At 70.3% G+C, this 22708-nt stretch carries 19 protein-coding genes; 8 read left to right on the forward strand and 11 right to left on the reverse strand.

Annotated features, from left to right (window positions below; genetic code table 11):
- Positions 1-4: 4 nt before the first annotated feature.
- The 5 genes from ABZ477_RS14560 to ABZ477_RS14580 all read right to left on the reverse strand — a co-directional run bounded on the left by ABZ477_RS14560 (position 5) and on the right by ABZ477_RS14580 (position 7730).
- Positions 5-3520 (reverse strand): error-prone DNA polymerase, encoded by a 3516-nt coding sequence (locus ABZ477_RS14560; protein ID WP_360134405.1) that lies wholly within the window; start codon positions 3518-3520, stop codon positions 5-7.
- Between the two features lie 9 nt (positions 3521-3529).
- Positions 3530-5113, reverse strand: a complete 1584-nt coding sequence (locus ABZ477_RS14565) for a DNA polymerase Y family protein (protein WP_360134407.1) — start codon at positions 5111-5113, stop codon at positions 3530-3532.
- 1 nt (position 5114) lies between these two features.
- Positions 5115-6050: a hypothetical protein gene (locus ABZ477_RS14570; RefSeq protein ID WP_360134410.1), complete on the reverse strand. Its 936-nt coding sequence runs from the start codon at positions 6048-6050 to the stop codon at positions 5115-5117.
- A gap of 90 nt (positions 6051-6140) precedes the next feature.
- Positions 6141-6701, reverse strand: a complete 561-nt coding sequence (locus tag ABZ477_RS14575; RefSeq protein ID WP_360134412.1) for a cysteine hydrolase family protein — start codon at positions 6699-6701, stop codon at positions 6141-6143.
- Between the two features lie 48 nt (positions 6702-6749).
- Positions 6750-7730, reverse strand: a complete 981-nt coding sequence (locus tag ABZ477_RS14580; protein ID WP_360134415.1) for an EamA family transporter — start codon at positions 7728-7730, stop codon at positions 6750-6752.
- A 49-nt stretch (positions 7731-7779) separates the two neighbouring features.
- Here ABZ477_RS14580 and ABZ477_RS14585 point away from each other — a divergent pair, with 49 nt between their 5' ends.
- Entirely contained in the window at positions 7780-8280 is a 501-nt protein-coding gene (locus ABZ477_RS14585; RefSeq protein WP_360134418.1) for a MarR family transcriptional regulator, read from the forward strand.
- A gap of 184 nt (positions 8281-8464) precedes the next feature.
- Here the strand turns inward: ABZ477_RS14585 and ABZ477_RS14590 are convergent, their stop codons facing one another.
- The 3 genes from ABZ477_RS14590 to ABZ477_RS14600 form a co-directional block, all read right to left on the reverse strand.
- Positions 8465-8962 (reverse strand): HNH endonuclease, encoded by a 498-nt coding sequence (locus ABZ477_RS14590; protein ID WP_360134421.1) that lies wholly within the window; start codon positions 8960-8962, stop codon positions 8465-8467.
- A 343-nt stretch (positions 8963-9305) separates the two neighbouring features.
- Positions 9306-10025, reverse strand: a complete 720-nt coding sequence (locus tag ABZ477_RS14595) for a M23 family metallopeptidase (RefSeq protein ID WP_360134424.1) — start codon at positions 10023-10025, stop codon at positions 9306-9308.
- A gap of 390 nt (positions 10026-10415) precedes the next feature.
- Complete coding sequence (locus ABZ477_RS14600) at positions 10416-11117, reverse strand: metal-dependent transcriptional regulator (RefSeq protein WP_360134427.1); 702 nt, start codon at positions 11115-11117, stop codon at positions 10416-10418.
- A gap of 112 nt (positions 11118-11229) precedes the next feature.
- Between ABZ477_RS14600 and serC the strand changes: the two genes are divergently transcribed.
- Positions 11230-12345: a phosphoserine transaminase gene (gene serC / locus ABZ477_RS14605; RefSeq protein WP_360134430.1), complete on the forward strand. Its 1116-nt coding sequence runs from the start codon at positions 11230-11232 to the stop codon at positions 12343-12345.
- 121 nt (positions 12346-12466) lie between these two features.
- Here serC and ABZ477_RS14610 read toward each other — a convergent pair whose 3' ends face one another.
- Positions 12467-13129, reverse strand: coding sequence for a TetR/AcrR family transcriptional regulator (locus ABZ477_RS14610; RefSeq protein WP_360134433.1), 663 nt, complete (start codon positions 13127-13129; stop codon positions 12467-12469).
- A gap of 198 nt (positions 13130-13327) precedes the next feature.
- Here ABZ477_RS14610 and ABZ477_RS14615 point away from each other — a divergent pair, with 198 nt between their 5' ends.
- The 6 genes from ABZ477_RS14615 to ABZ477_RS14640 all read left to right on the forward strand — a co-directional run bounded on the left by ABZ477_RS14615 (position 13328) and on the right by ABZ477_RS14640 (position 21204).
- A complete protein-coding gene (locus ABZ477_RS14615) occupies positions 13328-14980 on the forward strand; it encodes an ABC transporter substrate-binding protein (protein ID WP_360134436.1) in 1653 nt (550 codons plus the stop codon).
- A gap of 144 nt (positions 14981-15124) precedes the next feature.
- The gene (locus ABZ477_RS14620) at positions 15125-15949 is read left to right on the forward strand and encodes an ABC transporter ATP-binding protein (protein WP_360134439.1); all 825 of its coding nucleotides are present in this window, start codon (positions 15125-15127) and stop codon (positions 15947-15949) included.
- Positions 15946-16755, forward strand: coding sequence for an ATP-binding cassette domain-containing protein (locus ABZ477_RS14625; protein ID WP_360134442.1), 810 nt, complete (start codon positions 15946-15948; stop codon positions 16753-16755). The genes ABZ477_RS14620 and ABZ477_RS14625 overlap by 4 nt, the downstream gene beginning before the upstream one ends.
- On the forward strand, positions 16752-17828 hold the full coding sequence (locus tag ABZ477_RS14630) for an ABC transporter permease (RefSeq protein WP_360134445.1): 1077 nt from the start codon (positions 16752-16754) through the stop codon (positions 17826-17828). Before ABZ477_RS14625 ends, ABZ477_RS14630 begins: the two co-directional genes overlap by 4 nt.
- A gap of 2 nt (positions 17829-17830) precedes the next feature.
- Positions 17831-18883, forward strand: coding sequence for an ABC transporter permease (locus ABZ477_RS14635; RefSeq protein ID WP_360134448.1), 1053 nt, complete (start codon positions 17831-17833; stop codon positions 18881-18883).
- Positions 18880-21204: a glycoside hydrolase family 3 N-terminal domain-containing protein gene (locus ABZ477_RS14640; protein WP_360134451.1), complete on the forward strand. Its 2325-nt coding sequence runs from the start codon at positions 18880-18882 to the stop codon at positions 21202-21204. Before ABZ477_RS14635 ends, ABZ477_RS14640 begins: the two co-directional genes overlap by 4 nt.
- 128 nt (positions 21205-21332) lie before the next feature.
- Here the strand turns inward: ABZ477_RS14640 and ABZ477_RS14645 are convergent, their stop codons facing one another.
- On the reverse strand, positions 21333-22325 hold the full coding sequence (locus ABZ477_RS14645; protein ID WP_360134454.1) for a DUF3027 domain-containing protein: 993 nt from the start codon (positions 22323-22325) through the stop codon (positions 21333-21335).
- Positions 22309-22692, reverse strand: coding sequence for a cold shock domain-containing protein (locus ABZ477_RS14650; RefSeq protein ID WP_360134457.1), 384 nt, complete (start codon positions 22690-22692; stop codon positions 22309-22311). The genes ABZ477_RS14645 and ABZ477_RS14650 overlap by 17 nt, the downstream gene beginning before the upstream one ends.
- Between the last annotated feature and the right edge of the window lie 16 nt (positions 22693-22708).

Genomic DNA, 22708 nt, shown 5'->3' on the forward strand with positions numbered 1-22708 from the left:
CCCCTCACCGGAAATCGCGCGAGCGGTGATCGACGCCGACGCGGAGGTCCTCGAACCGATCGGCGAGGAGGTTCGTGACGCCCTCGACCGAGCGCTCCAGCATCCCTCTCACGATGAGGGCGGGAGAATCGCGCACGACTCGGCGGTAGCGGTTCCAGACCCCGACCGAGCACACGATGTTGACGAGTCCGTGCTCGTCCTCGAGGTTGATGAAGGTGACTCCGGATGCTGTCGCCGGCCGCTGCCGATGCGTCACGAGTCCCGCGACCTCGATGCGTCTGCCCGTCTCGTGCTCGCGCAGCTCGTGCGAGGTCAGGACGCCGCGGGCATCCAGGCCCGAGCGGTAGTGCGTCATGGGGTGGTCGTCGGTCGAGACACCCGTCGCCCACAGGTCGGCCGCGAGGCGCTCGTAGCTCGTCGGATCGGGGAAGAGCGGGGGCTGCACCGAGATGAGCGAGTCCGGGAGGTACTCGGCGCGGTCCTGCGCCGCGGATCCGGCGAGCCAGATCGCCTCGCGGCGCGTGAGGCCGAGGCAGTCGAAGGCACCGGCGGTCGCGAGCGACTCGAGCTGGACCGCCGTGACCCCTGTGCGCCGGACGAGGTCGCGCATGTCGCGGTAAGCCCCTGACGCCTCGCGCTCGGCGACGATGCGCTCGGCGACCGCGGACCCGATGCCCTTGACGCCCGCGAGGCCGAGCCGGACGGCGAACGCGCCGTCACGGCGGTGCGCGGCGGACTCGTCGGGCGCGGTGAGGTCGAAGTCACCGACCGGTGGCTGGTGGCGGTCGAGGCAGGAGGGGAGGCCCTCGGTCGTTGAGCGAACGAAGTGAGACGAAACGACGTTGCCCGCGGGTCCGAGGCGTTTCGTCTCGTCGCTTCGCTCCTCGCTCAACGACCGGGAGTTGGGTGGGGGGTTGGGGTTCGACCCCTCGACAAGCTCGGGGGCGAGGGGTTCGAGGGTGGCCTCGGCGCCGGAGAGCAGCAGGTCGGGGCGCAGCACCTCGACGCCGTGCCGGCGGGCGTCGGCGACGAGCGTCGCGGGCGAGTAGAAGCCCATCGGCTGCGCGCGCAGCAGCCCCGCGAGGAACGCGCCCGGATAGTGCAGCTTGATCCACGAGCTGGCGTACACGAGGAGCGCGAACGACAGCGAGTGCGACTCCGCGAAGCCGAAGTTCGCGAACGCCTGGATCTTGGCGTAGATGTCGTCGGCAGCCTGTCCCACGAGCCCGTTGCGGGCCATGCCCTCGTAGAGCTTCTCGCGCAGCGAGTCGATCCGCTCGATCCCGCGCTTGGACCCCATCGCGCGGCGCAGCAGGTCGGCGTCCTCGCCGCTGACCTCGCCGACGGCGACGGCCATCTGCATGAGCTGCTCCTGGAACACCGGGATGCCGAGCGTGCGCTCGAGCACGGGCTCGAGCTTCGGGTGGGCGTACGTGATCGGCTCGCGCCCGAGCTTGCGGCGGACGAACGGGTGCACGGCGCCGCCCTGGATGGGCCCGGGGCGGATGAGCGCGATCTGCACGACGAGGTCGTAGAACCGCCGCGGCTGCAGGCGCGGAAGCAGGCCCATCTGCGCGCGCGACTCGACCTGGAAGACGCCGATCGAATCGGCGCGGCACAGCATGTCGTAGACCGCCTTCTCCTCCTTGGGGATCGTCGCGAGCTCCCAGTCCTCCCCCGTCGAGGCGCGCACCATGTCGAAGCAGTACTGCAGGGCGGCCAGCATCCCCAATCCCAGAAGATCGAACTTGACCAGACCCATCCATGCGGCGTCGTCCTTGTCCCACTGGATGACCGTGCGGTTCTCCATGCGCGCATGCTCGATGGGCACGACCTCGCCGACGGGCCGGTCGGTCAGCACCATCCCGCCGGAGTGGATGCCGAGATGCCGCGGCGCCTTCAGCAGCTCGGACGCGTACTCGATGACCTGATCGGGGATGTCGTGTCCTTCGCCCGTCGACAGGGAGGCGCCCCACGCCTCGACCTGCTTCGACCAGGCGTCCTGCTGACCCGGCGAGTGCCCGAGCGCCTTCGCCATGTCGCGCACGGCGTTCTTGGGCCGGTACTGGATGACGTTCGCGACCTGCGCCGCGCGCTCTCGCCCGTACTTCGCGTAGACCCACTGGATGATCTCTTCGCGCCGGTCGGAGTCGAAGTCGACGTCGATGTCGGGCTCCTCATCGCGCAGCGACGACAGGAACCGCTCGAACGGCAGGTCGTACGCGATGGAGTCGACGGCCGTGATGTCGAGCAGATAGCAGACCGCGCTGTTGGCCGCCGAACCACGCCCTTGGCACAGGATGCCGCGACTCCGCGCCTCTTGGACGATGCCGTGGACGATCAGGAAGTAGCCCGGGAAATCCTTCAGCTCGATGACCCCGAGCTCCTTCTCGATGCGCTTGCCCTGGTCCTCGGTCAGGTCGGGATACTTGCGCGGCACCGCCGCCCACACGAGCTCGCGCAGATACGACATGGGCGTGTGCCCCTCGGGCACCTCCTGCTTCGGGAGCGCCGGCTTGGCCCGGCGGAGGGGGAAGGCGAGCTCGTCGGCGAGCGTCACGGTGCGCGCGACCGCGCCGGGATAGCGCGCGAAGCGCTCGGCCATCTCGGCCCCCGAGCGCAGGTGCGCCCCCGCGTGGGCGGGGAGCCAGCCGTCGAGCTCATCGAGTCCTCGGTTCGCGCGCACCGCCGCGACGGCGGCCGCGAGATGCTCGCGCTGCGGCACGGCGTAGTGCACGTTGTTCGTCGCGAGGAGGGGCAGGCCCCGCTCGGCGGCGAGCGCCGCGAGCACGTCGTTGTCGCGCGTGTCGAGCGGATTGCCATGGTCGATGAGCTCGACGTGGACAGCATCCCGCCCGAACAGCGCGACGAGCCGGTCGAGCTCGCGCGCGGCACCCGCGGGACCCTCCGCCGCGAGCGCGTGCCGCACGGTGCCCTTGCGGCATCCGGTCAGCACGGCCCAGTCGTCGCCCGCCTGCATCGAGAGCTCATCGAGGTCGTAGACGGGCCGGCCCTTCTCGGCACCCTGCAGCTGCGCGTGCGTGAGGGCGGCGGCGAGGCGGTGGTAGCCCTCCTCCCCCCGCGCGAGGACGAGCAGATGCGTTCCGACCGGATCGGGCTCGCCGTTCTGCGGCTGCGGGAGCTCGAGCGACAGCTCGGCGCCGAACACGGTCTTGACCTCGAGGGACTCGGCGGCCTCGGCGAAGCGGACGATGCCGTAGAACCCGTCGTGGTCGGTGATCGCGAGGGCGTGCAGGCCCAGGCGCTCGGCCTCTTCGGCGAGCTCTTCGGGAGACGAGGCCCCGTCGAGGAACGAGTACGTCGAATGCGCGTGCAGTTCGGCGTAGGGCACGGCGTCGCCCGGTCGGTCGATGTGCGGGGCCACGTAGGGCCCGCGCTTGTGCGACCACGCGGGGCTGTCGCCGCCGTCGGCGCCGGCGGGGCGGCCTGTGGGGCGACGGCGGTCGCTGAGGAGCCGCTCGATCTCGGACCACGGGACGGACGGGTTGTCGAAGCCCATCAGGCGCCCCTAGTCATAGCGGGCCTCCGCGGTCCAGCGGCCGTCCTCGCAGACGAGGAGCCAGGCGGCGCCGTCGGCGTCGACGACCTGGAACCGGTGGGCGCGGCGGGCTCGGACAGCATCCCATCCCCGCTCGCTGATGGGCCACGGTCCCGCCCACTGCGTGATGGCGCGGCGCTGGGCGCCCTCGATCAGGACGGCGGGGTGGGCCGTCAGGCGGCCTCGCTCGTCGACCGCGACGGGGCCGTCCATCGACGACCTCACCTGGACGGACGGAGGCGGCGAGAAGACGGATGCCGGCAGGGGATCGGGCAGGCTCCCGGGCCAGGGCCGCGAGCGCTCCTTCGCGACCACGGCGCGGTCGCCCCACGGCACGAGCACCTGCCGCTCGGCGAGCCATCGCCCTCCCCCGACGGCGGGCGTCAGGACGCCGCGGTGACCGAGCATCGCCTGCACGCGCGAGAGGGCGTGGTGGACGCGCTCCTCGGGCGCCGCGCCGAAGATCGCGGGGGCGTGATGGGATGCCGCGTCCACCGCCTCGGGCGAGATCCGCACGAGCGCGACGCCGCTGCGGAGGCCCTCGGCATCCTCCCCCAGCTGCCAGCGCACGCGGTCGACGACTCCCGCCGCGTCGAACGCGCCGGGATGCAGCCACACGCGCTCGCTGCGCTCTCCGCGGTCGCCTGTGAGCTCGACCCGCAGCTCGGTGCACACGAGGTCGACGGCGCCGAGGCCCGCGATGAAGTCGTCGGCGGCGAGCCGCACGCCGAACGCGACCTGGTCGGCGAGCTCGAGAGGCGGCTCGAAGGCGACCTCGCGATGCAGCTCGGGCGGCGGTGTGCGGGGGGCGACGGCGCGCGGATCGCGCCCCGAGGCGAGGGCGTGCAGGCGGATGCCGTGATCGCCGAACCGCTCGCGCACGCGGTCCTGCTCGAGCGCCGCGAACTCTCCGAGCGTCTGCACGCCGAGCCGCGCGAGGAGCCCGACGAACTCCGGGCCGCCGCCGAGCGAGGCGTCGTCGAGCAGGGCGATCGGCAGCGGCTCGAGGAAGTCCGCCGCATGGCCGGAGGGCACGATGCACACCGGATCGTCGGGACGCGTGCCGGCCCGGGCCGCCTGCTCGGCGGTGAACGGGCCGTCGGCGACGCCCGCGCGCGCGGTCTCGATGCCCAGCCCGCTCAGCGACTCGAGCAGCATGCACGCCGCCTCGGTCTCGCCGCCGTAGTAGCGGGCAGGCCCTCGCGCCTTCAGCGCGCACAGCCCCGCGCGCACGATCTGCACTCCCGGAGCGCGCTCCTCGATGCGCGCGACGACGGGCGAGAACACGCGATGATCCCGCATCGCGTCGGCGGGGATCACGGTGAGCCGCGGGCAGCGCGCCTGCGCGTCGCGGCGGCGCTGGCCGCGCCGCACGCCCTCCGCACGCGCCGCGGCGGAGCACGCGACGACCTCGTTGCGCTCGAACACCGCGACCGGGGCGTCCGGATCGACGGCGCCCTCGCGCGCGAGAGCCGTGACCGGCCAATCCGGGAACCACAGCACGAGGCTGCGGACTGATGCGTCGGGTCGCGCTTCGAAGCGTACGGGCGGCATGTCAGCCCACCGCCTCCAGTACGCGCATAGCGGTGCGCAGGCGCTCGTCGAACTCCTCCTGCGCGAAGGTCGCCTCGCGGACTTCAAGCCGGGCGGGCTCGGGTCTGGGCTGCTCGGGCCGGGCGGGCTCGGGTCGCGGTTGCCCGGAGGTCCGGGGCGTTTCGTCTCGCAGAATCGCGGTTCCTGAGCCTGTCGAAGGGCGCTCAACGACCGAAGGAAGAGCGGAGGGAGCGGGTGCGACCGAGGGAGCGACCGGAAGTTCGGCGACCGGAGCCTGGACGAGGGCGACCTCGCCCTGCGGGCCGGGGAGCAGCATCCGCTCGCTCCGCGCCCGCGGCCAGCGCCGGCTCGAGGAGGTCACGGTCACGGCCCGGCTCTCGAGATAGCCGTGGCCGCTGCCGAGCCCCGTCCACTCGGGGTCGCCGACGTCGAGCGTCGCCTCGGACTGCGGCCACGGTCCCTGCACGAGCAGCACCGTCCCCCGGTCGCGCAGCCGCGCCGCGAGCCTCGCGATCTCGCCGTCGGCGGCTTTGGTCGGCGGCCGGACCGCGACGACGGGCGCGACTTCGGCGATCGTCGCCGTGACGGCGAGCCACCGCGGCCCCGGATCGGGTACGAGCACGAGCCTGCCGAGGTCGACGCCCAGCGATTCGGCGGCTTCGGCGCCGAGCTCGGGCATGCCGATCACAGCGCACCACGAGCCGTCCTGCGAGGGGCGCGACACGAGCGCGAGCAGGAGCGACGCGGAGCGTCCGAGCGAGTACGCCGCCCCGGGACGCAGCCCTCCCCCGGGCAGCAGCGACGTGAACGCGGGATGCGTCGGCAGCACCGGCGCCTCGAGCCGTCGCCCCTGGAGACGCTCGAGCTGCGCCCGCAGACGCCGCACCTCGCCACCCTGCTCCTGCCGGAGCGCTTCGTTCCGCACGATCGCCCTCACCTCCACAGAATAGAACACATGTTCTATCCGTTCAATGATGCGATCGAACTTATCTCCACCCTCCGACATTCGCGAGGGCGGAGCCAGGGTTCAGCCGGCGATCTCCGCCGTCGTCGCGATCTTCGCGAACCCGCCCTCCTGCAGGACGAGCGCCGTCGCCGCCATGAGCTCGGCAGCCGAGCGCGTCACGGTGCCCAGACCCGCGACATCCGCCGTCAGATCGAAGGTGCGCGTCGCGTCGAGCACGACCGTCACGTCGTAGCCGAGATTGCCCGCCATGCGCGCCGTCGTCTCGACGCACATGTTGGTCTGGATGCCGCAGACGACGAGCTCGCCGACCCCCTGCTCCCCCAGCCACGCGTGCAGGTCGGGGTCGCCGTAGAAGGCGGAGTTGACGCTCTTCGAGACCGACAGCGCGGGCTCGACCGCCGCGACGGCGTCGACGAGAGCATTGCCCGGGCTCGCGGGACTCAGCGGCGACCCAGGCGACACCGAGTCGTGCCGTACGACGACGATCGGCTCACCCGAGCGCGTCCACGTCGCGATGAGCGCCTCGACGTTCGCCTCGCAGTCCGGGTTGGCGGTCGGCCCCCAGAAGTCGAGGTCGTCGAAGGCGCGCTGCATGTCGATGATGAGGAGTGCTCGGGTCACTCGCCCATCCCATCACAGCGTCGAGGTGCGAACGGTCCCCACGCCCCCTCACGGCACCGCTGGCGCGTTGCCGCGAGCCTCTGGGCGCGTGGGCCCGACTGTCACCGCCGCTGCCCGTCGCTTCACTGCCGTTCTGCGGCGCGGCAACTCGGGGTGACGCGGCAGGACGGCATCCGGCTTCTTGCGCACGACGGCACCCGCGGCGACGCCCGCGAGGACGAGGGCGACACCGACGGCCTGGACGATTCCGAAGGCCTCCCCCGCGAGCGCGACGCCGAGGATCACGCCCGTCACCGGATTGAGCAGCCCCACGAGCCCGACGACCTCGGCCGGGAGCCGGCGCAGGCCCGTGAACCACGCGACGTAGGCGACGGCGGTGCCGATGATCGCGATGTAGGCGAACCCGAGCGTCGACGTCGGCGTGAAGACGGGAGGCGGGCCCTCGACGAGCACGGCGACGGGGAGGAGCACGATCGAGCCGGCGAGCAGCTGCCACGCCGTCATCGGGAGGGCCGGCACGTCCGAGCCCCACCGCGACGTGAGGACGAACCCGAACGACGATGACAGCATCGCGCCGAGCGACGCCGCGATGCCCCAGCCGTCGACTCCGCCCGGATCGACGCCCACGAGGATCACGACGCCGATGAGCCCGACCGCCGCGCCGACGAGTGCGGCCAGACGCGGGCGCTGCTGCAGCAGGAGCCACGCGAAGAGCATCAGGGTGATGGCGGATGTCGACATCACCGTCGCCGCGAGGCTCGACGGAAGGCGCTGCCCCGCGATGTAGACGAGCACGAAGAATCCGCCGACATTGAGCGTGCCCAGCACGAGCGATCGCCACCACCAGGATCCGCGGGGCAGCCGGCGCGCGATCAGCAGGACGAGCAGCCCGGCGGGAAGCGCACGCAGCACGCCGCCCCACAGTGGGGAGTCGGCCGGCAGCAGCTGGCGCGTCACGACATAGGTGCTCCCCCACGCGATGGGCGCGAGCGCCGTCACGAGGATCCACCGGAGCCGCTTATCTTCCATGGAAGATACTTTATCTTACCGGGAAGATATTTGGCGCTACGATCGCTTCATGACCGACGACGGTGACCGGATCGCCCAGATCCAAGCGGCCTGGCAGCGCGAGCGCCCCGACCTCGACGTGTCGCCGCAGGGCGTCATCGGACGCCTTCACCGCGTCGCGCTCGAGCTGACCGAGCGCCTCACGGCCGTCTACGCCCAGCACGGGCTCAGCGAGGGCGACTTCGACGTCCTGGCGACTCTGCGCCGTGCGGGAGCGCCCTACGAGCGGGCGGCCGGAGAGCTCGCCGATCACACGCTCGTGACGACGGGCGGCCTGACCAAGCGCGTCGACCGCCTCGAGGCTCGGGGACTCGTCGAGCGCCGGGTCGAGGCATCCGATGCCCGCCGCCGGGTCATCCGGCTGACGCCCGCGGGCAGGGCCCTGATCGACGAGGCCTTCACGGCGCACATGACGAACGAGCACCACCTGCTCGACGAGCTCGGCGCGGCGGATGTCGAGGCGATCGAGCCCATCCTGACGCGCTGGCTGGCACTCCTCGACCGGCCGTGAGTGCGCCGGCGCGTTTCGTCTCGCTACGCTCGCTCAACGACCGTGGAGTGAGGTCACGCAGTCTCGGTCGTCGAGCGAGGAGCGAAGCGACGAGACGAAACGCGCCGGGCGTCAGGCCTCCGGTTGTCGCAGATCCACAGAATGAGATCGGATGCTGTCGATCCGCGCCAACCGAACGCTCAAGCTAGGCGGCGAGCTCGAGATACGGCTCCCAGCGCGGGTCGGTCCGGTCAGTGCCGCGGACAGTCCATTGCGCGCCGTGCGGCGGGCGGGGCGCGATGCGCAGGTCCCAGCCCATCTCCTGCGGCGTGCGATCGCCCTTGACGTTGTTGCAGCGCAGGCAGCACGCGACGAGGTTCTCCCACGAGTCGCCGCCGCCGCGCGAGCGGGGCAGGATGTGGTCGATCGTCGACGCGGCCTTGCCGCAGTAGCCGCAGCGGTGGGCATCACGCCGCAGCACGCCTCTTCGCGTCACGGGGATGTGGCGTCCCCCGGGCACGCGCACATAGCGCGTCAGGAGGATGACGGCGGGGCGGTCCCACGCCTGTCTCGTCCCCCAGATCGGCTCCCCGTCGACGTGCTCGACGACGGTCGCCTTGTCGTTCATGACGAGCACGATGGCTCGTTTGAACGACACGATGGCGAGCGGCTCATAGCCCGCATTCAGCACCAGCGTGCGCATTCCTCATCCTCTCGAACGGCCGGGACGGCTTCTCGGTTATTCGACTCACGCGGCGTTCCGGGAGGTCGAGAGGCATGAAAAAAGGCGCTGTCTACAGACAGCGCCTCGGCGCCACGGACGTGCCGTGGCATCCGCTCATGTGATGCCGAAGGACGAGCAGGCCGAGCGCGTCCATGGTGCGGATGCGTGGCGTGGCGTCCATCAGCTCCCCCTCTGTTTCTCAGAGCGTCAGGTTCAGGCTAATGCACCGCGCGGGAGGGAGGGTCGTCCGGCGCCATGAACGCACGGTGGCGTGTCGCTGAAACCTGGGCGCAGCACAGCCGGCTCGACCCGGCTCGGAGGGTCAGCCGGCGTTGGCCTGGAGCCAGGCGAGCGGGTCGACGAGGCCGCCGTTGACGCGCACCTCGAAGTGCAGGTGGTTCGCCGTGGAGCTGCCCGTGCTGCCGACCGCGCCGATGAGCTGGCCGGCCGCGACGGTCTGGCCTGACACGACCTGACGGCTGCCGTACGTCATGTGACCGTAGAGGGTCGAGACCGGCTGGCCGCCGACGACGGAGTCGATCGTGACCGCGACGCCGTAGCCGTTGTAGCTCTCCTGCGAGACTCGGACGACGCCTGCGGCCGCGGCGAAGATCGGCGTGCCGGCGGGGGCGACCATGTCGAACCCGTTGTGGTTCGGTCGGCCCGGCGCGCGGAAGAGGTTGTAGCTCGCGTACGTGAAGCCCGACACGGGCCAGCGCACTTCGCCCGAACCGGGTGCCGTCATCGACAGGTTCATGCTGTAGACGGTCTGAGACTGGGACTGAGCCGCAGCCGCTGCTGCCGCTGCGAGCTGGCGGGCCCGTGCGGCCGCGGCCTCCTGCGCCTTCTTCTTCGCGATCTCTTCCGGCGTCGTCGCGGAGTAGCTGCCGCGGTCGAGCTTCTGCGAGGTCGCGTCGGAGGCGACGACGAGGGACTGCGCGTCGTCGGCGGCCACCTGCTGCAGCGTCACTGCCGCCTCGGCGGGCGCGCGCCACGCACCGTACGCGGGAAGCGCGACGGTTGCGACGAGGCCGCCGACCATGCTGAGGATGACGAGGGTGCGCAGAGGACGCGCCTTGGCGCGCGGGGACGCCGATGAGGAAGCGACGCGAGCGGGGCGGCGAGGCTTCGTTCGGCGCGCGGCGATTCCGCGCGCGCGAGTCCGCTTCGCGACACCCGTCGGGTGCTCCTGTGACGACTCGTCGACAGGTGTCTCGTTCTCTTCAGCCAAACTGTCCTCCGGCGCCTCTGCGCCGGGGCGCTGGCTCGTCAGCACTGGGTGTTCGGGGCACTTGATGCGGGCTTCACCGCGCAGACGACGAGCCGGGGAGGCAATCCGTGCGGGGTCCGTCGGCGGGCTTCTCGCCAGGTGGACCCTTCGAGGCTACCCGAAGGTAACGAATATGTCACGCTGGCAACTTATCGGCGCGACTCAGACCCGTTCGTCGACGAGGAAGATGTGCGCGGCCACTTCGACCGGGAGCTCGAGGGCCTCGTCGCTGCCGTCCATCTCGACGAGCACGTAGCCCTCGCTGTAGCGGAAGCCTCCCTTGGCACCGGGCACGACGCCTGCGGCCTTCAGCTGCTGGAGCAGCTCGGGGTCGACCTGGGCAGGCTCGGCGAGGCGGCGGATCGTGCCGGACACGGGCTGACCGACCTCGTTGAGGTGACGCACGAGCCCCACGACGCCCTGATCGAACGTCCGGGCGGGCACATCGCCGAGCTGGTCGAGACCCGGGATCGGGTTGCCGTACGGCGACTCGGTCGGGTGCCCGAGCAGCTCGACGAGCCGGCGCTCGACCTGCTCGCTCATGACGTGCTCCCAGCGGCACGCCTCCTCGTGGACGTAGGCCCAGTCCAGCCCGATGACGTCGGAGAGGAGCCGCTCGGCGAGGCGGTGCTTGCGCATGACGTCGACGGCCTTCTGCCGGCCGGCGTCGGTGAGCTCGAGGCGGCGGTCGTCGGAGACGACGACGAGCCCGTCGCGCTCCATGCGCCCGACCGTCTGCGAGACCGTCGGGCCGGAATGGCCGAGTCGCTCCGAGATCCGGGCGCGCAGCGGGATGATCGCCTCCTCCTCCAGCTCGAGGATGGTGCGCAGATACATCTCGGTGGTGTCGATGAGATCGGTCATTCAGGCATCCTCGAGGGGCGCGGACGGGGACTTTTCAGCCTACCAATGCGCCCCGACACCGGATCCGTCACACGAATGGGCCGCATCGGGGCGCAACTCTAGAATCGGACCCATGTCGCACGTCGCCCTGCCCCGCGAGATCCTGCCCGCCGACGGACGCTTCGGATGCGGTCCGTCGAAAGTCCGCCCCGCACAGGTCGAGGCTCTGACGGGCCCGCTCTCGGCGCTGCTGGGGACGTCGCACCGCCAGGCGCCCGTGAAGGACCTCGTGGGCCGCGTGCGCGCGGGCCTGGCCGATCTGTTCCGCCTTCCGACCGGCTACGAGATCATCCTGGGCAACGGCGGATCGACCGCCTTCTGGGATGCCGCGGCGTTCGGCCTCATCGAGAAGCGCAGCCAGAACCTCGTCTTCGGCGAGTTCGGCGGAAAGTTCGCCTCCGCCGCGAAGGCGCCGTGGCTCGAGGCCCCCGACGTGCGAGAAGCCCCCGCGGGCGGGCGCTCGGCGGCCGAGGCCGTCGAAGGTGTCGACGTATACGCGTGGCCGCACAACGAGACGTCGACGGGCGTGGCCGCCGACATCGTCCGCGTCGCCGGCGACGAAGGCGCCCTGACCGTCATCGACGCGACGAGCGCTGCGGGCGGCATCGACTTCTCGGTCTCGCAGACCGACGTCTACTACTTCGCGCCGCAGAAGAACCTCGGCTCGGACGGCGGCCTGTGGTTCGCCGCCGTCTCCCCCGCCGCGATCGAGCGCATCGAGCGCATCGCCGCGTCCGGCCGGTACATCCCCGAATTCCTCAGCCTCAAGAACGCGGTCGACAACTCGCGCCTCAACCAGACGCTCAACACCCCCGCCATCGCGACGCTCGCGCTGCTGGACTCCCAGCTCGAGTGGATCAACGGCAACGGCGGCCTCCAGTGGGCCGACGCCCGGACGCACGAGTCGTCGCAGGCTCTCTACGACTGGGCCGAGGCATCCGCCTTCGCGACGCCCTTCGTCGCCGACCCCGCCGACCGCTCCCCCGTCGTCGTCACGATCGACTTCGACGAGTCGGTGGATGCCGCGGCCGTCGCCAAGAGCCTCCGCGCCAACGGCATCGTCGACACCGAGCCGTACCGCAAGCTCGGTCGCAACCAGCTGCGCGTCGCGACGTTCGTGTCGATCGACCCCGACGACGTCCGCCAGCTGATCCGCGCGATCGACTACACGGTCGAGCGCCTGGGCTGAGGCTGCGCGAGGGTTCGGCGCGTTTCGTCTCGCTTCGCTCGCTCAACGACCGCTTCGCTCGCTCAACGACCGAGGGCGAGGCGGACGCCGGGCGCCGGTTCGACGCCACGACAAGCCGGGTCTAGCGGACGAGCTCGTCCGGGGCCGGATCCTCGCCGAGCGGCGACGGGGCCGGCGAGAGGACTGAGGAGACGATCGCCTCGATCGCGAACTCCGATGCCCGCGCGAGGTCGACGGCATCCGGATCGAGCAGCCACTGCACCTGCAGGCCGTCCATGACGGCCAGGATGCTCGCCGACGCGTAGCCGATGGTGGCGGGCTCGGTCACGCCGCGCTCCTCGCACGCGACCGCGAATGCGTGGGCGACCTCCGACCGCAGCGTGCGGTAGCGCTTCTCGAAGAACTCGCGACCGGGATTGTCGTCGGTCACCGACTCGGCCGACAGCACGGCGTAGGCCTGCACGATGCCCGCGCGGTGGGCGTTGACGAAGGCTGTGCGCACGAGGTGCCGGAACAGCGGCATGCCGTCCGGGATGTGCTGCTCTTCCAGGTCGGCCACGTCGGTGTCGTCGCGGTGCTGCAGCACCTCGAGGAGCAGTTCGTGCTTCGACCCGAAGTGATGGAGGATCCCCGCGTGGGTCATGCCGACCTGGTCGGCGATCTCCTGCAGCGTGCCGCCTGCGAAGCCCTTGCTGCCGAAGATCTCGACGGCCGCGTCGAGGATCTCGCGTCTGCGGACGAGGGTCTCGGGGCGCGAACGCGGCTGCCGACGCTGTCCGGTCATTCGGTGCGCGCTCCTTGGTCTCGGCGTCTCCGGTGGGTCTTCGCCGGCGCCTGCGAGTTTACGCAGGTGCGGTTCCTGCGTCCGGGAACAGGATAGTTGCAAACATTACTTACTTGATTGTAAGTTGATCCGGCAATCACCCATCGACGTCGTCGTCACCCCGGAGACACGATGTCGTGCTCACATCAAGGAGAAGCAATGAGGCTCAGAACAACCCTCGCTGCCGCCGGCGTGGCCGCGGCGCTTGTGCTCACCGGCTGCGCGAGCGGTGGCGGCGACGACGCCGAATCCACTGGAGCGGCCCTCACGATCGCCAAGCCCGACGGTGCGATCACCACGGAGTCGAACAACCCCTACCTGGGCGACTCGTCGGCCGCGAAGTACGGCTACGGCAAGGTCATCTTCGAGTCCCTCGCACTCGTCAACCCGACCGGCGACCTCGGAACCACCCCCTGGCTCGCGGAGTCCGTGACGTGGAACGACGACTACACCCAGCTCACGGCCGTCGCGCGCAGCGGTGTCAAGTGGAGCGACGGCGAGGACTTCACCGCCGACGACATCGCGTTCTCGTTCAACCAGGTGCTCGACGGCAAGCTCAACGACACCAACGCACTCGACCTCAAGAGCGTCAGCGTCGACGGCGACACCGTCACGATCGACTTCAACAGCTCGAAGTACACCCAGCAGGCGCGTGTGCTCCACTTCCAGATCGTGCCGGAGCACGTCTGGAAGGACATCGCGGACCCGAACACCGACCCGGTCACCGGCGAGGGCCAGGTCGTCGGTACGGGTCCGTACGTGCTCGACTCGTGGACGACGGAGTCGGTCAACCTCACCGCGAACCCCGACTACTGGGGCGGCGAGCTGGCCGTGCCCGAGCTGCATTACGTCTCGTACGGCGACAACGCGGCGCTGACGACCGCGCTCGCGACGGGCGAGGCCGACTGGGCGCAGGCGTTCATCCCGCAGATCCAGGACAGCTACCTGTCGGCCGACCCCGACAACAAGTTCCTCGCCTCGCCGACGGCGGGCGCGGGGACGCTCTTCATGAACCTGCAGACCAAGCCGTTCAACGACCCGGCGCTGCGTCAGGCGCTCGCGTGGACGATCGACCGTCAGGCCTACGTCGACATCGCCCGCGAAGGAGCGAGCGAGGCGATCTGGAGCGTGACCGGTCTCGGCGCGCTGCTCGAGGACGAGATCATCCCCGAGTACGCCGGCCAGAACTACGAGGTCGACGTCGACAAGGCCCGTCAGATCCTGACCGATGCCGGCTACACATGGGACGGCGACGCCCTCGTCGACCCCGACGGCGAGCCTGTCACGTTCTCGATCTCGGTCCCCGCGGGCTGGAGCGACTGGAACACCGAGCAGGCGCTCATCGCCGAAGAGCTCAAGGAGGGCCTCGGCATCGAGGTCAAGGTCGACCAGCCGGACTGGGGCGGATGGGATGCCGCACGCCAGGAGGGCACGTTCCAGGCGATCATCCACTGGCTCGAGGACACCGGCAACGCCTACGGCCTCTACACGTCCGCGATGGACCCGAAGTGGATCGTCGACGACAAGGCGTCCTTCAACTTCGGACGCTTCGACGACCCCGCCGTCACCGACGCGCTGAACACCTACGCGAACGCGTCCTCCGACGCCGACCGTGAGGCCGCCCTCGCGGTGATCCAGAAGGCGTTCGTGGAGAACGTCCCCGTCATCCCGCTCGGTGCGCACCCGCTCCTCGGCGAGTTCAACACCCGCAACTACGTCGGGTGGCCGTCGGAAGGCGACCAGTACGCCTCGGCCGACCCGACTCAGCCGGCGATCGTGCAGATCCTGACCAAGCTGCAGCCCGCGTCCTGACACACCGCTGGCGGGACGGATGCTGCGGCATCCGTCCCGCCCTCGTCAGCACTGCTGCTGCGGCATCCGTCCCGCCCTCGTCAGCACTGCTGCTGCGGCATCCGTCCCGCCCTCGTCAGCCCTCACGAAAGCGATTCAGCACTCATGAGAGATTCGCTGCTCTCCGTCCGCGACTTCTCGATCGTCTACGACGTCGATCCCCCCGTGCGCGCGGTCAAGAACGTCTCCCTCGAACTCCAGCGGGGTGAGATCCTCGGACTCGCCGGCGAGAGCGGGTGCGGCAAGACCACGCTCGCCTACGGCATCCAGCGCCTGCTCAAGCCCCCGGCTGTCATCACGAGCGGGTCCGTCGTCTTCCACGACGCGAGCGGCGAGGATGTCGACATCAACGGCCTCGATGCCGAGGAGATGCGCCGATTCCGCTGGGACAAGATCTCGATGGTCTTCCAGGGCGCGATGAACTCGCTGAATCCGGTCGCCACGATCGGCTCGCAGCTCGAGGACGTGTTCGAGGTCCACCGCCCGAACCTCTCGCGCTCGGAGCGCCGCGCCGCTGTCATCGAGCTCCTCGAGATCGTCAAGGTCGGCGCGCAGCGCTACCGCTCGTACCCGCACGAGCTGTCAGGCGGCATGCGCCAGCGCGTCATGATCGCCATGGCGCTCGCGCTGCGCCCGCAGCTCATGGTGATGGACGAGCCGACGACCGCACTCGACGTGCTGGTCCAGCGCGAGATCCTGCGTCAGATCTCGCAGCTTCGCCACGAGTTCGGATTCTCGGTCATCTTCATCACGCACGACCTTCCGCTGCTCCTGGAGATCAGCGATCGCATCGCGATCATGCGCGAAGGAGCGATCGTCGAACTCGACACCGCCGAACGCGTCTGGACCGACCCGCAGGACGAGTACACCCGGACGCTCCTCGCTTCCTTCCCCAGACTCACCGGCGAGAGAGGGGTGGTCAGGCGATGACCGTCCTCGAATTCGACGCCGTCACCAAGGCGTACACCGTCCGCGGCGCGGGACAGATCAAGGCGCTCGATGACGTGAGCTTCACGCTCCACTCGGGCCAGACGATCGGCCTCGTCGGCCAGTCGGGCAGCGGCAAGTCGACGATCGCCAAGATCCTCACCCAGCTCGAGTGGCCCACGAGCGGCGAAGTCCGGTTCGACGGCCAGCCGATCCCCCGGCGAGGCAAAGCGCTGCGGACCTACCGCCAGCAGCTGCGCATGGTCTTCCAGGATCCGTTCGCCTCGCTGAACCCGTACCACACGATCCGCTACGCCATCCAGCGACCGCTCCAGCTCGATCGGGTCGTGCCGAAGGAGCAGCTCGACGACGAGGTCCACCGGCTCCTGAGCCGCGTCCGCCTCGATGCCGACGCCGTCATCGACCGCCGGCCGCACGAACTCTCCGGCGGCCAGCGCCAGCGCGTCGCGATCGCCCGTGCACTGGCATCCCGCCCCAAGCTGCTCGTGGCCGACGAGCCGGTCTCGATGCTCGACGTGTCGATCCGACTCGGAGTGCTGAACCTGCTCTCCGACCTGCAGCGCGAACACGGCCTCGGGGTGCTGTACATCACGCACGACCTCGCGACCGCGCGCCATTTCAGCGACGAGATCATCGTCCTCAACCAGGGGCGCATCGTCGAGCACGGCCCGGCCGACGACGTCATCCTCAATCCCCAGAGTCCCTACACCCAAGAGCTGCGCGCGGCATCGCCCGATCCCGACACCTACTTCGCGCACGCAGCCGGCATCCTCGGAGGTGAGAAGTGAGCGCCGTCGCCCCCCAGCTCTCCCCGGACTTCGACGCGATCGAAGCCGGCACGACCGCGACGAGCGCCGTCAAAGGCGGCATCCGCGTCCCGTGGCGCTTCCTCGGCAACCGTGCCCTGTTCTATCTGTTCACGCTGTGGGCGGCCATCACGATCAACTTCCTGTTGCCGCGCCTCATGAAGGGCGACGCGGTCAGCGCGTACCTCGCCCGCAACCGCAACGTCTCTCCCGAGGCGGCCGACGCGCTGCGGGCCATGCTCGGACTCGACTCCGAGACGCCGCTCTGGCAGCAGTACCTGGACTACTGGAGCCACCTCCTGCGCGGAGACCTCGGCATCTCGCTCCTGCACGGCATGCGGCCGGTGACCGAGGTCGTCGGCCAGTCCCTCATCTGGACCATCGCCCTCGTCGGCTTCGCGACGCTCCTGGCCTTCACGATCGGCACCGTCGGCGGTGCGATCATCGGGTGGCGTCGCGGCAGCCGGCTCGACATCCTCATCCCGATCACGACCTTCTTCAGCACGATCCCCTATTTCTGGCTCGGCCTCCTGGCGATCGCGGTGTTCTCGGTCGCGCTCGGGTGGTTCCCGATCGGCAAGGCCTACGGCGTCGGAGCCGTGCCGGAACTCTCGTGGGAGTTCATCGGCGACGTGCTGCATCACGGCTTCCTGCCCGCGGCGACGATCATCATCGCCTCGCTGGGCGGCTGGATGCTGGGCATGCGCAACATGATGCTCACGGTGCTCGACGAGGACTACGTCACCGTCGCGCAGGCCAAGGGTCTGCCGAACGACCGGGTTCTCTGGCGGTATGCCGCGCGCAACGCCGTGCTCCCCCAGATCCAGAGCTTCGCCCTCGCGCTCGGCTTCATCGTCGGCGGCACGATCGTCATGGAGGTGGTGTTCAGCTATCCCGGCGTCGGCAAGCTCCTCCTCGACGCCACGAACGCGAAGGACTACGCCCTCATGCAGGGGGTGTTCCTCGTGATCACCATCTCGGTGCTCCTCGCGAACCTCCTCGCCGACGTCGCCTACGCATTCCTCGACCCGCGCACGCGCCAGACGGAGGCCTGAACATGAACACGATCGCAGGCGACACGATTCAGCAGCGCGCGGCGAACACGCCGGCCACCGCCACCGTCCGCAAGCCGGCACCGGCCGGGAAAGCGCCCCGCAAGCCGACCTTCTGGTCGAAGCTCGGCTCGGCGTTCGCGATGTTCCGCAACAAGAAGTCGATCACGGGCCTGTCGATCCTCGGGTTCTTCGTGCTCGTCGCGGTCTTCGCCGACGTGCTGGCCCCGTACTCGCCCACCAAGGTCGACAACACCGCGCGCTTCCAGCCGCCGTCGGCGGCGCACTGGCTGGGCACGACGCACATCGGCGAGGACGTCCTGAGCCAGGTCATCCACGGCACGCGGGGCGTCATCGTGGTGGGGTTCCTTGCCGCACTCATCGCCACGGTCCTCGCGATCGTCGTCGGCGTGCTGTCCGGATACCTCCGCGGGTGGCGCGGCGAGGGCCTGTCGGCTCTCACGAACGTCTTCCTCGTGATCCCCGGCATCCCGCTCATCATCATCGTGGCGTCGATGTTCGAGGACCCGCCCCTCATCCTCATCGCCGGAGTGCTGGGCCTCATCGGCTGGGCGTGGGGCGCGCGCGTGCTGCGCGCCCAGACGATGTCGCTGCGCAGCCGCGACTTCATCCAGGCCGCGCGCGCCAACGGCGAGCCTCTCCGGCGGATCATCACCGTCGAGATGCTCCCGAACCTCATGGCGCTCATCGCCGCGAGCTTCGTGGGCACCGTCACCGCCGCGATCATCGGGCTCACAACCCTGTCGTACATCGGCATCATCCCGGTGACGACCTACAACTGGGGCACGATCCTCAACTGGGCGAGCGCGCAGGGCGCGTTCCGCCAGGGCCAGTGGTGGTGGTTCATGCCTCCGGGCCTGTGCATCGCCGCCATCGGCGTGGCTCTCTCGCTGATCAACTTCGGCATCGACGAGTACGTCAACCCGCGCCTGCGATCCGCCGGCGAGCGCGCCCGCGCCCTGAAGAAGAAGGGCATGAACGTGAACGACACGGTCACCGCCGTGCGCACCGACATGAACATCCAGGAGAACGTGTGACCACCGCCACCCGTCCGGACTACCTCGACGCCTCGCTGCCCGTCGCCGACCGCATCGCCGACCTCCTCGAGCGGATGACGGTCGAGGAGAAGATCGGCCAGATGCTCCAGCTCGACGCCCGGGAGGACCTCGCCGATCAGGTCGTGCGCATGCACGCCGGCTCGATCCTGCACGCCTCACCCGAGAAGGTCCTGCGCGCTCGCGAGCTGACGCTCTCGACGCGTCTGCAGATCCCCCTCCTCGTCGGCGAGGACTGCATCCACGGGCACTCCTTCTGGGAGGGCGCGACGATCTACCCGACCCAGCTGGGCATGGCGGCGTCATGGGATGCCTCGCTCGCTGAGCGCGTCGCACGGGCGACCGCCGTTGAAGTCTCGGCGACCGGCATCCACTGGACGTTCTCGCCCGTCCTGTGCATCGCGCGCGATCTGCGCTGGGGGCGCATCGACGAGACGTTCGGCGAGGACCCGTTCCTCATCGGCGAGCTCGCCTCGGCGATGGTGCGCGGCTACCAGGGCGGCGGACTGGACGACCCCACGGCGATCCTCGCCACCGCGAAGCACTTCGCGGGCTACTCCGAGACGCAGGGCGGACGCGACGCGAGCGAGGCCGACATCTCGCGGCGCAAGCTGCGGTCGTGGTTCCTGCCTCCCTTCGAGCGAGTGGCGAAGGAGGGATGCCGCACCTTCATGCTCGGCTACCAGACGACCGACGGCGTGCCGATCACGGTGAACGACTGGCTGCTGAACGATGTGCTGCGCGGTGAGTGGGGGTACACGGGAACGCTCATCACCGACTGGGACAACGTCGGTCGCATGGTGTGGGAGCAGAAGGTCCAGCCCGACTACGCGCACGCGGCAGCGGCGGCCGTGCTCGCCGGCAACGACATGATCATGACGACGCCCGGCTTCTTCCAGGGTGCGCTGGACGCTCTCGCGCAGGGTCTCATGACCGAGGACGCGCTCGACCGCGCCGTCGCGCGGATCCTGCTGCTCAAGTTCGAGTTCGGCCTCTTCGAGGACCCGCGCCTGCCCGATCGTGAGCGCATCGCGGCGACCGTCGGCTCGGCCGAGCACGCGGCGCTCAACCTCGAGGCCGCGCGGAGGTCGCTCGTGCTCCTGCGCAACGACGGGACGCTCCCGCTCGCGGGCGGGCTCACCGCCGACGCCTCCGGGCGCGCTGTGGCCCCCGCCTCGGGCGCCCGCCGCATCGCCGTGGTCGGCCCGCTCGCCGACGACGCGCAGACGCAGCTCGGCGACTGGGCCGGATCGTCGGGGCAGGTCGACTGGATCCCGGACGGGCACCCGCGCGCGATGATCTCGACGGTGCTCGACGGCCTGCGCGCGCATGCGCCCGCGGACTGGGAGATCACGCACGCGGAGGGTGCCGGCATCCTGACCCTCGAGGAGGACCCGCAGGGCGCGTTCTTCCCCGACGGGCAGCCGCGCCCCCAGGTGGTCGTGCCGATGGCACCGGACGCCGATCTCATCGCCGGGGCCGTCGCGGCGGCCGAGGGTGCCGACTACGTCGTCGCGGTCGTCGGCGACCGCATCGAGCTCGTCGGCGAGGGCCGCTCGACGGCGACCCTCGAGCTCATCGGTGGACAGGTCGCGCTGCTGGAAGCCCTCGCGGCGACCGGGACTCCCCTCGTCGTCGTGCTGCTCGCCTCCAAGCCGCACGTGCTTCCGAAGGCTGTGATGGATGCCGCCGCGCTCGTGTGGGCCGCGAACCCCGGAATGCGCGGAGGCCAGGCGATCGCGGAACTCCTGCTGGGTCTCATCGAGCCGAGCGGGCGCCTGCCGCTCTCGTTCGCCCGCCACGCGGGGCAGCTGCCGATCTATTACAACCAGATCCGCGGCCAGCACGGCGACCGCTACGCCGACCTCACGCAGAGCCCCGCCTTCGCGTTCGGCGAGGGCCTCTCGTACACGACCGTCGAGTACTCGGACCTGCGCATCGTCGAGGCCGACCTCGATGGCGACGACACCGTGCGCGCCCTCGTCGACCTGCGCAACACCGGCGACCGGCCCGCACGCGAGATCGTGCAGGTCTACGTGCGCGACACCGTGACGTCGGTCAGCTGGGCCGACAAGGAGCTCAAGGGGTACCGCCACCTGGACCTCGAACCGGGCGAGAGCGTGACGGTCGAGCTGTCGCTCCCCGTAGCGGACTGCACGATCGTCGACGCCCACGGCAAGCGCCTCGTCGAGGCCGGCGAGTTCGAGCTTCTCGTCGGACCGTCGTCACGTGAGGAGTCGCTCCTGAGCGCGCGGTTCCGCGTCGCCGACCCTGTGGCGTCGTCACCGCGTGCGAAGGACTGACTGGGCTGCGGTGTGCGCCGGAATCGGCGCGTTTCGTATCGCTTCGCTCGCTCAACGACCGGCAGGCATCGGTCGTTGAGCGAGGGCGCGCAGCGCCCGAGACGAAACGTCCCGGACCTGCGGAAGGCCTAGGCCTTCTCGGACTCTTCCGTCTCGGGGAAGTCCGAGGCGTCGAGGTCGTCCTCGTCGGAGTCGACCCCGAAGTCGTCGCCGAAGTCCTCGTCGTCGTCGGCCGGCGAGTCGTCCAGCCCAGCGTCGAGGTCCAGGGCGTCGTCGTCGTCTTCCTCGAAGTCGTCGCCGTACGGCTCATCGTCGTCCGAGTCGTCGTCGAAGCCCTCGTCGTCTTCGTCTTCGTCTTCATCGTCGAAGTCGTCCTCGTCCGAGCCGGTGTCGGCTGGAATGACGGCATCGGCGAGCTCGTCGATGTCGACACCGTCGACGTCTCCCGCGTGCAGGATCGGCGAGCCGTCGTCGTCGAAGTCGGACGCGTCGAGATCGTCGACGTCCTCGAGGTCTTCGTCGGAGTCCTCGTCGTCCTCGGCGTCGGCCTCTTCGGCGAGCGCAGCCTGCGCGGCCTGGTAGTCCGCGAGGCGCACAGCCCACGGCACCCACTCAGGGGCCAGGAGCGCATCGGTCCCGGGAAGCAGTTCGAGCTCGAGCACGGTCGGATCGGCGTCCTGCACGCGCGCGACGGTCACCGTCCAGAACCAGCCCGGATAGCCCGCGAGCCTGTTCTCGAACCGGAGCGAGACGACGCCGCCGTCCTCGAGCGTGTACCCCGCGGCATCCCCGATCGTCGCCTCGGGAGTGATCTCGCGCAGCGCGGCGAGCGCGAGGTCGTGCGCGGAGAGCAGGCGCTCATCGGGCTCGACCGGCTCGGGCGCGGACTCGGGCTCGACCGGCTCGGCGTCGGGCTCGTCGGCGACGGGCTCGTCGGCGACGGGCTCACCCGAATCGCCCGGCTCGGCATCGGGACCGTCGACCGCGTCCTCGGACCCCGACTCCCCCGCTTCGACCTCGGAGTGCTCGGCATCCGGCGCGACGGCGTCGCCGTCGAGCGCGGCCGGCTCGTCGGCCAGCGCGACAGGCTCCTGTGCGGAGGGGTCAGGCGTCCAGGTCATCCGCGACCTTGCGGAGCATCGCCGCGACCTTCTTGGTGTGGCCGCTGCTCGGGTAGTGGCCGCGACGCAGGTCGCCGCCGATGTCGTCGAGCACCTTCACGAGGTCTTCCACGATGATCGCCATGTCGTCGGCGGGCTTGCGCGCGCGCTTGGCGAGGCTCACGGGCGCCTCGAGCACGCGGACCGAGAGCGCCTGCAGGCCGCGCTTGCCGTCGGCCACGCCGAACTCGAGCCGGGCGCCCGGCTTGGGCGCCGGAGAGCCGGCCGGAAGGGCAGTGGCGTGCAGGAAGACGTCCTGGCCGTCATCAGTCGTGATGAAGCCGAACCCCTTCGCCTCGTCGTAGAACCTGACCTTGCCGGTGGGCATGGAATGACCTCGCTGT

The organism is Microbacterium sp. NPDC019599, from assembly GCF_040632175.1.
In the GTDB taxonomy this organism is placed as follows: Bacteria; Actinomycetota; Actinomycetes; order Actinomycetales; family Microbacteriaceae; genus Microbacterium.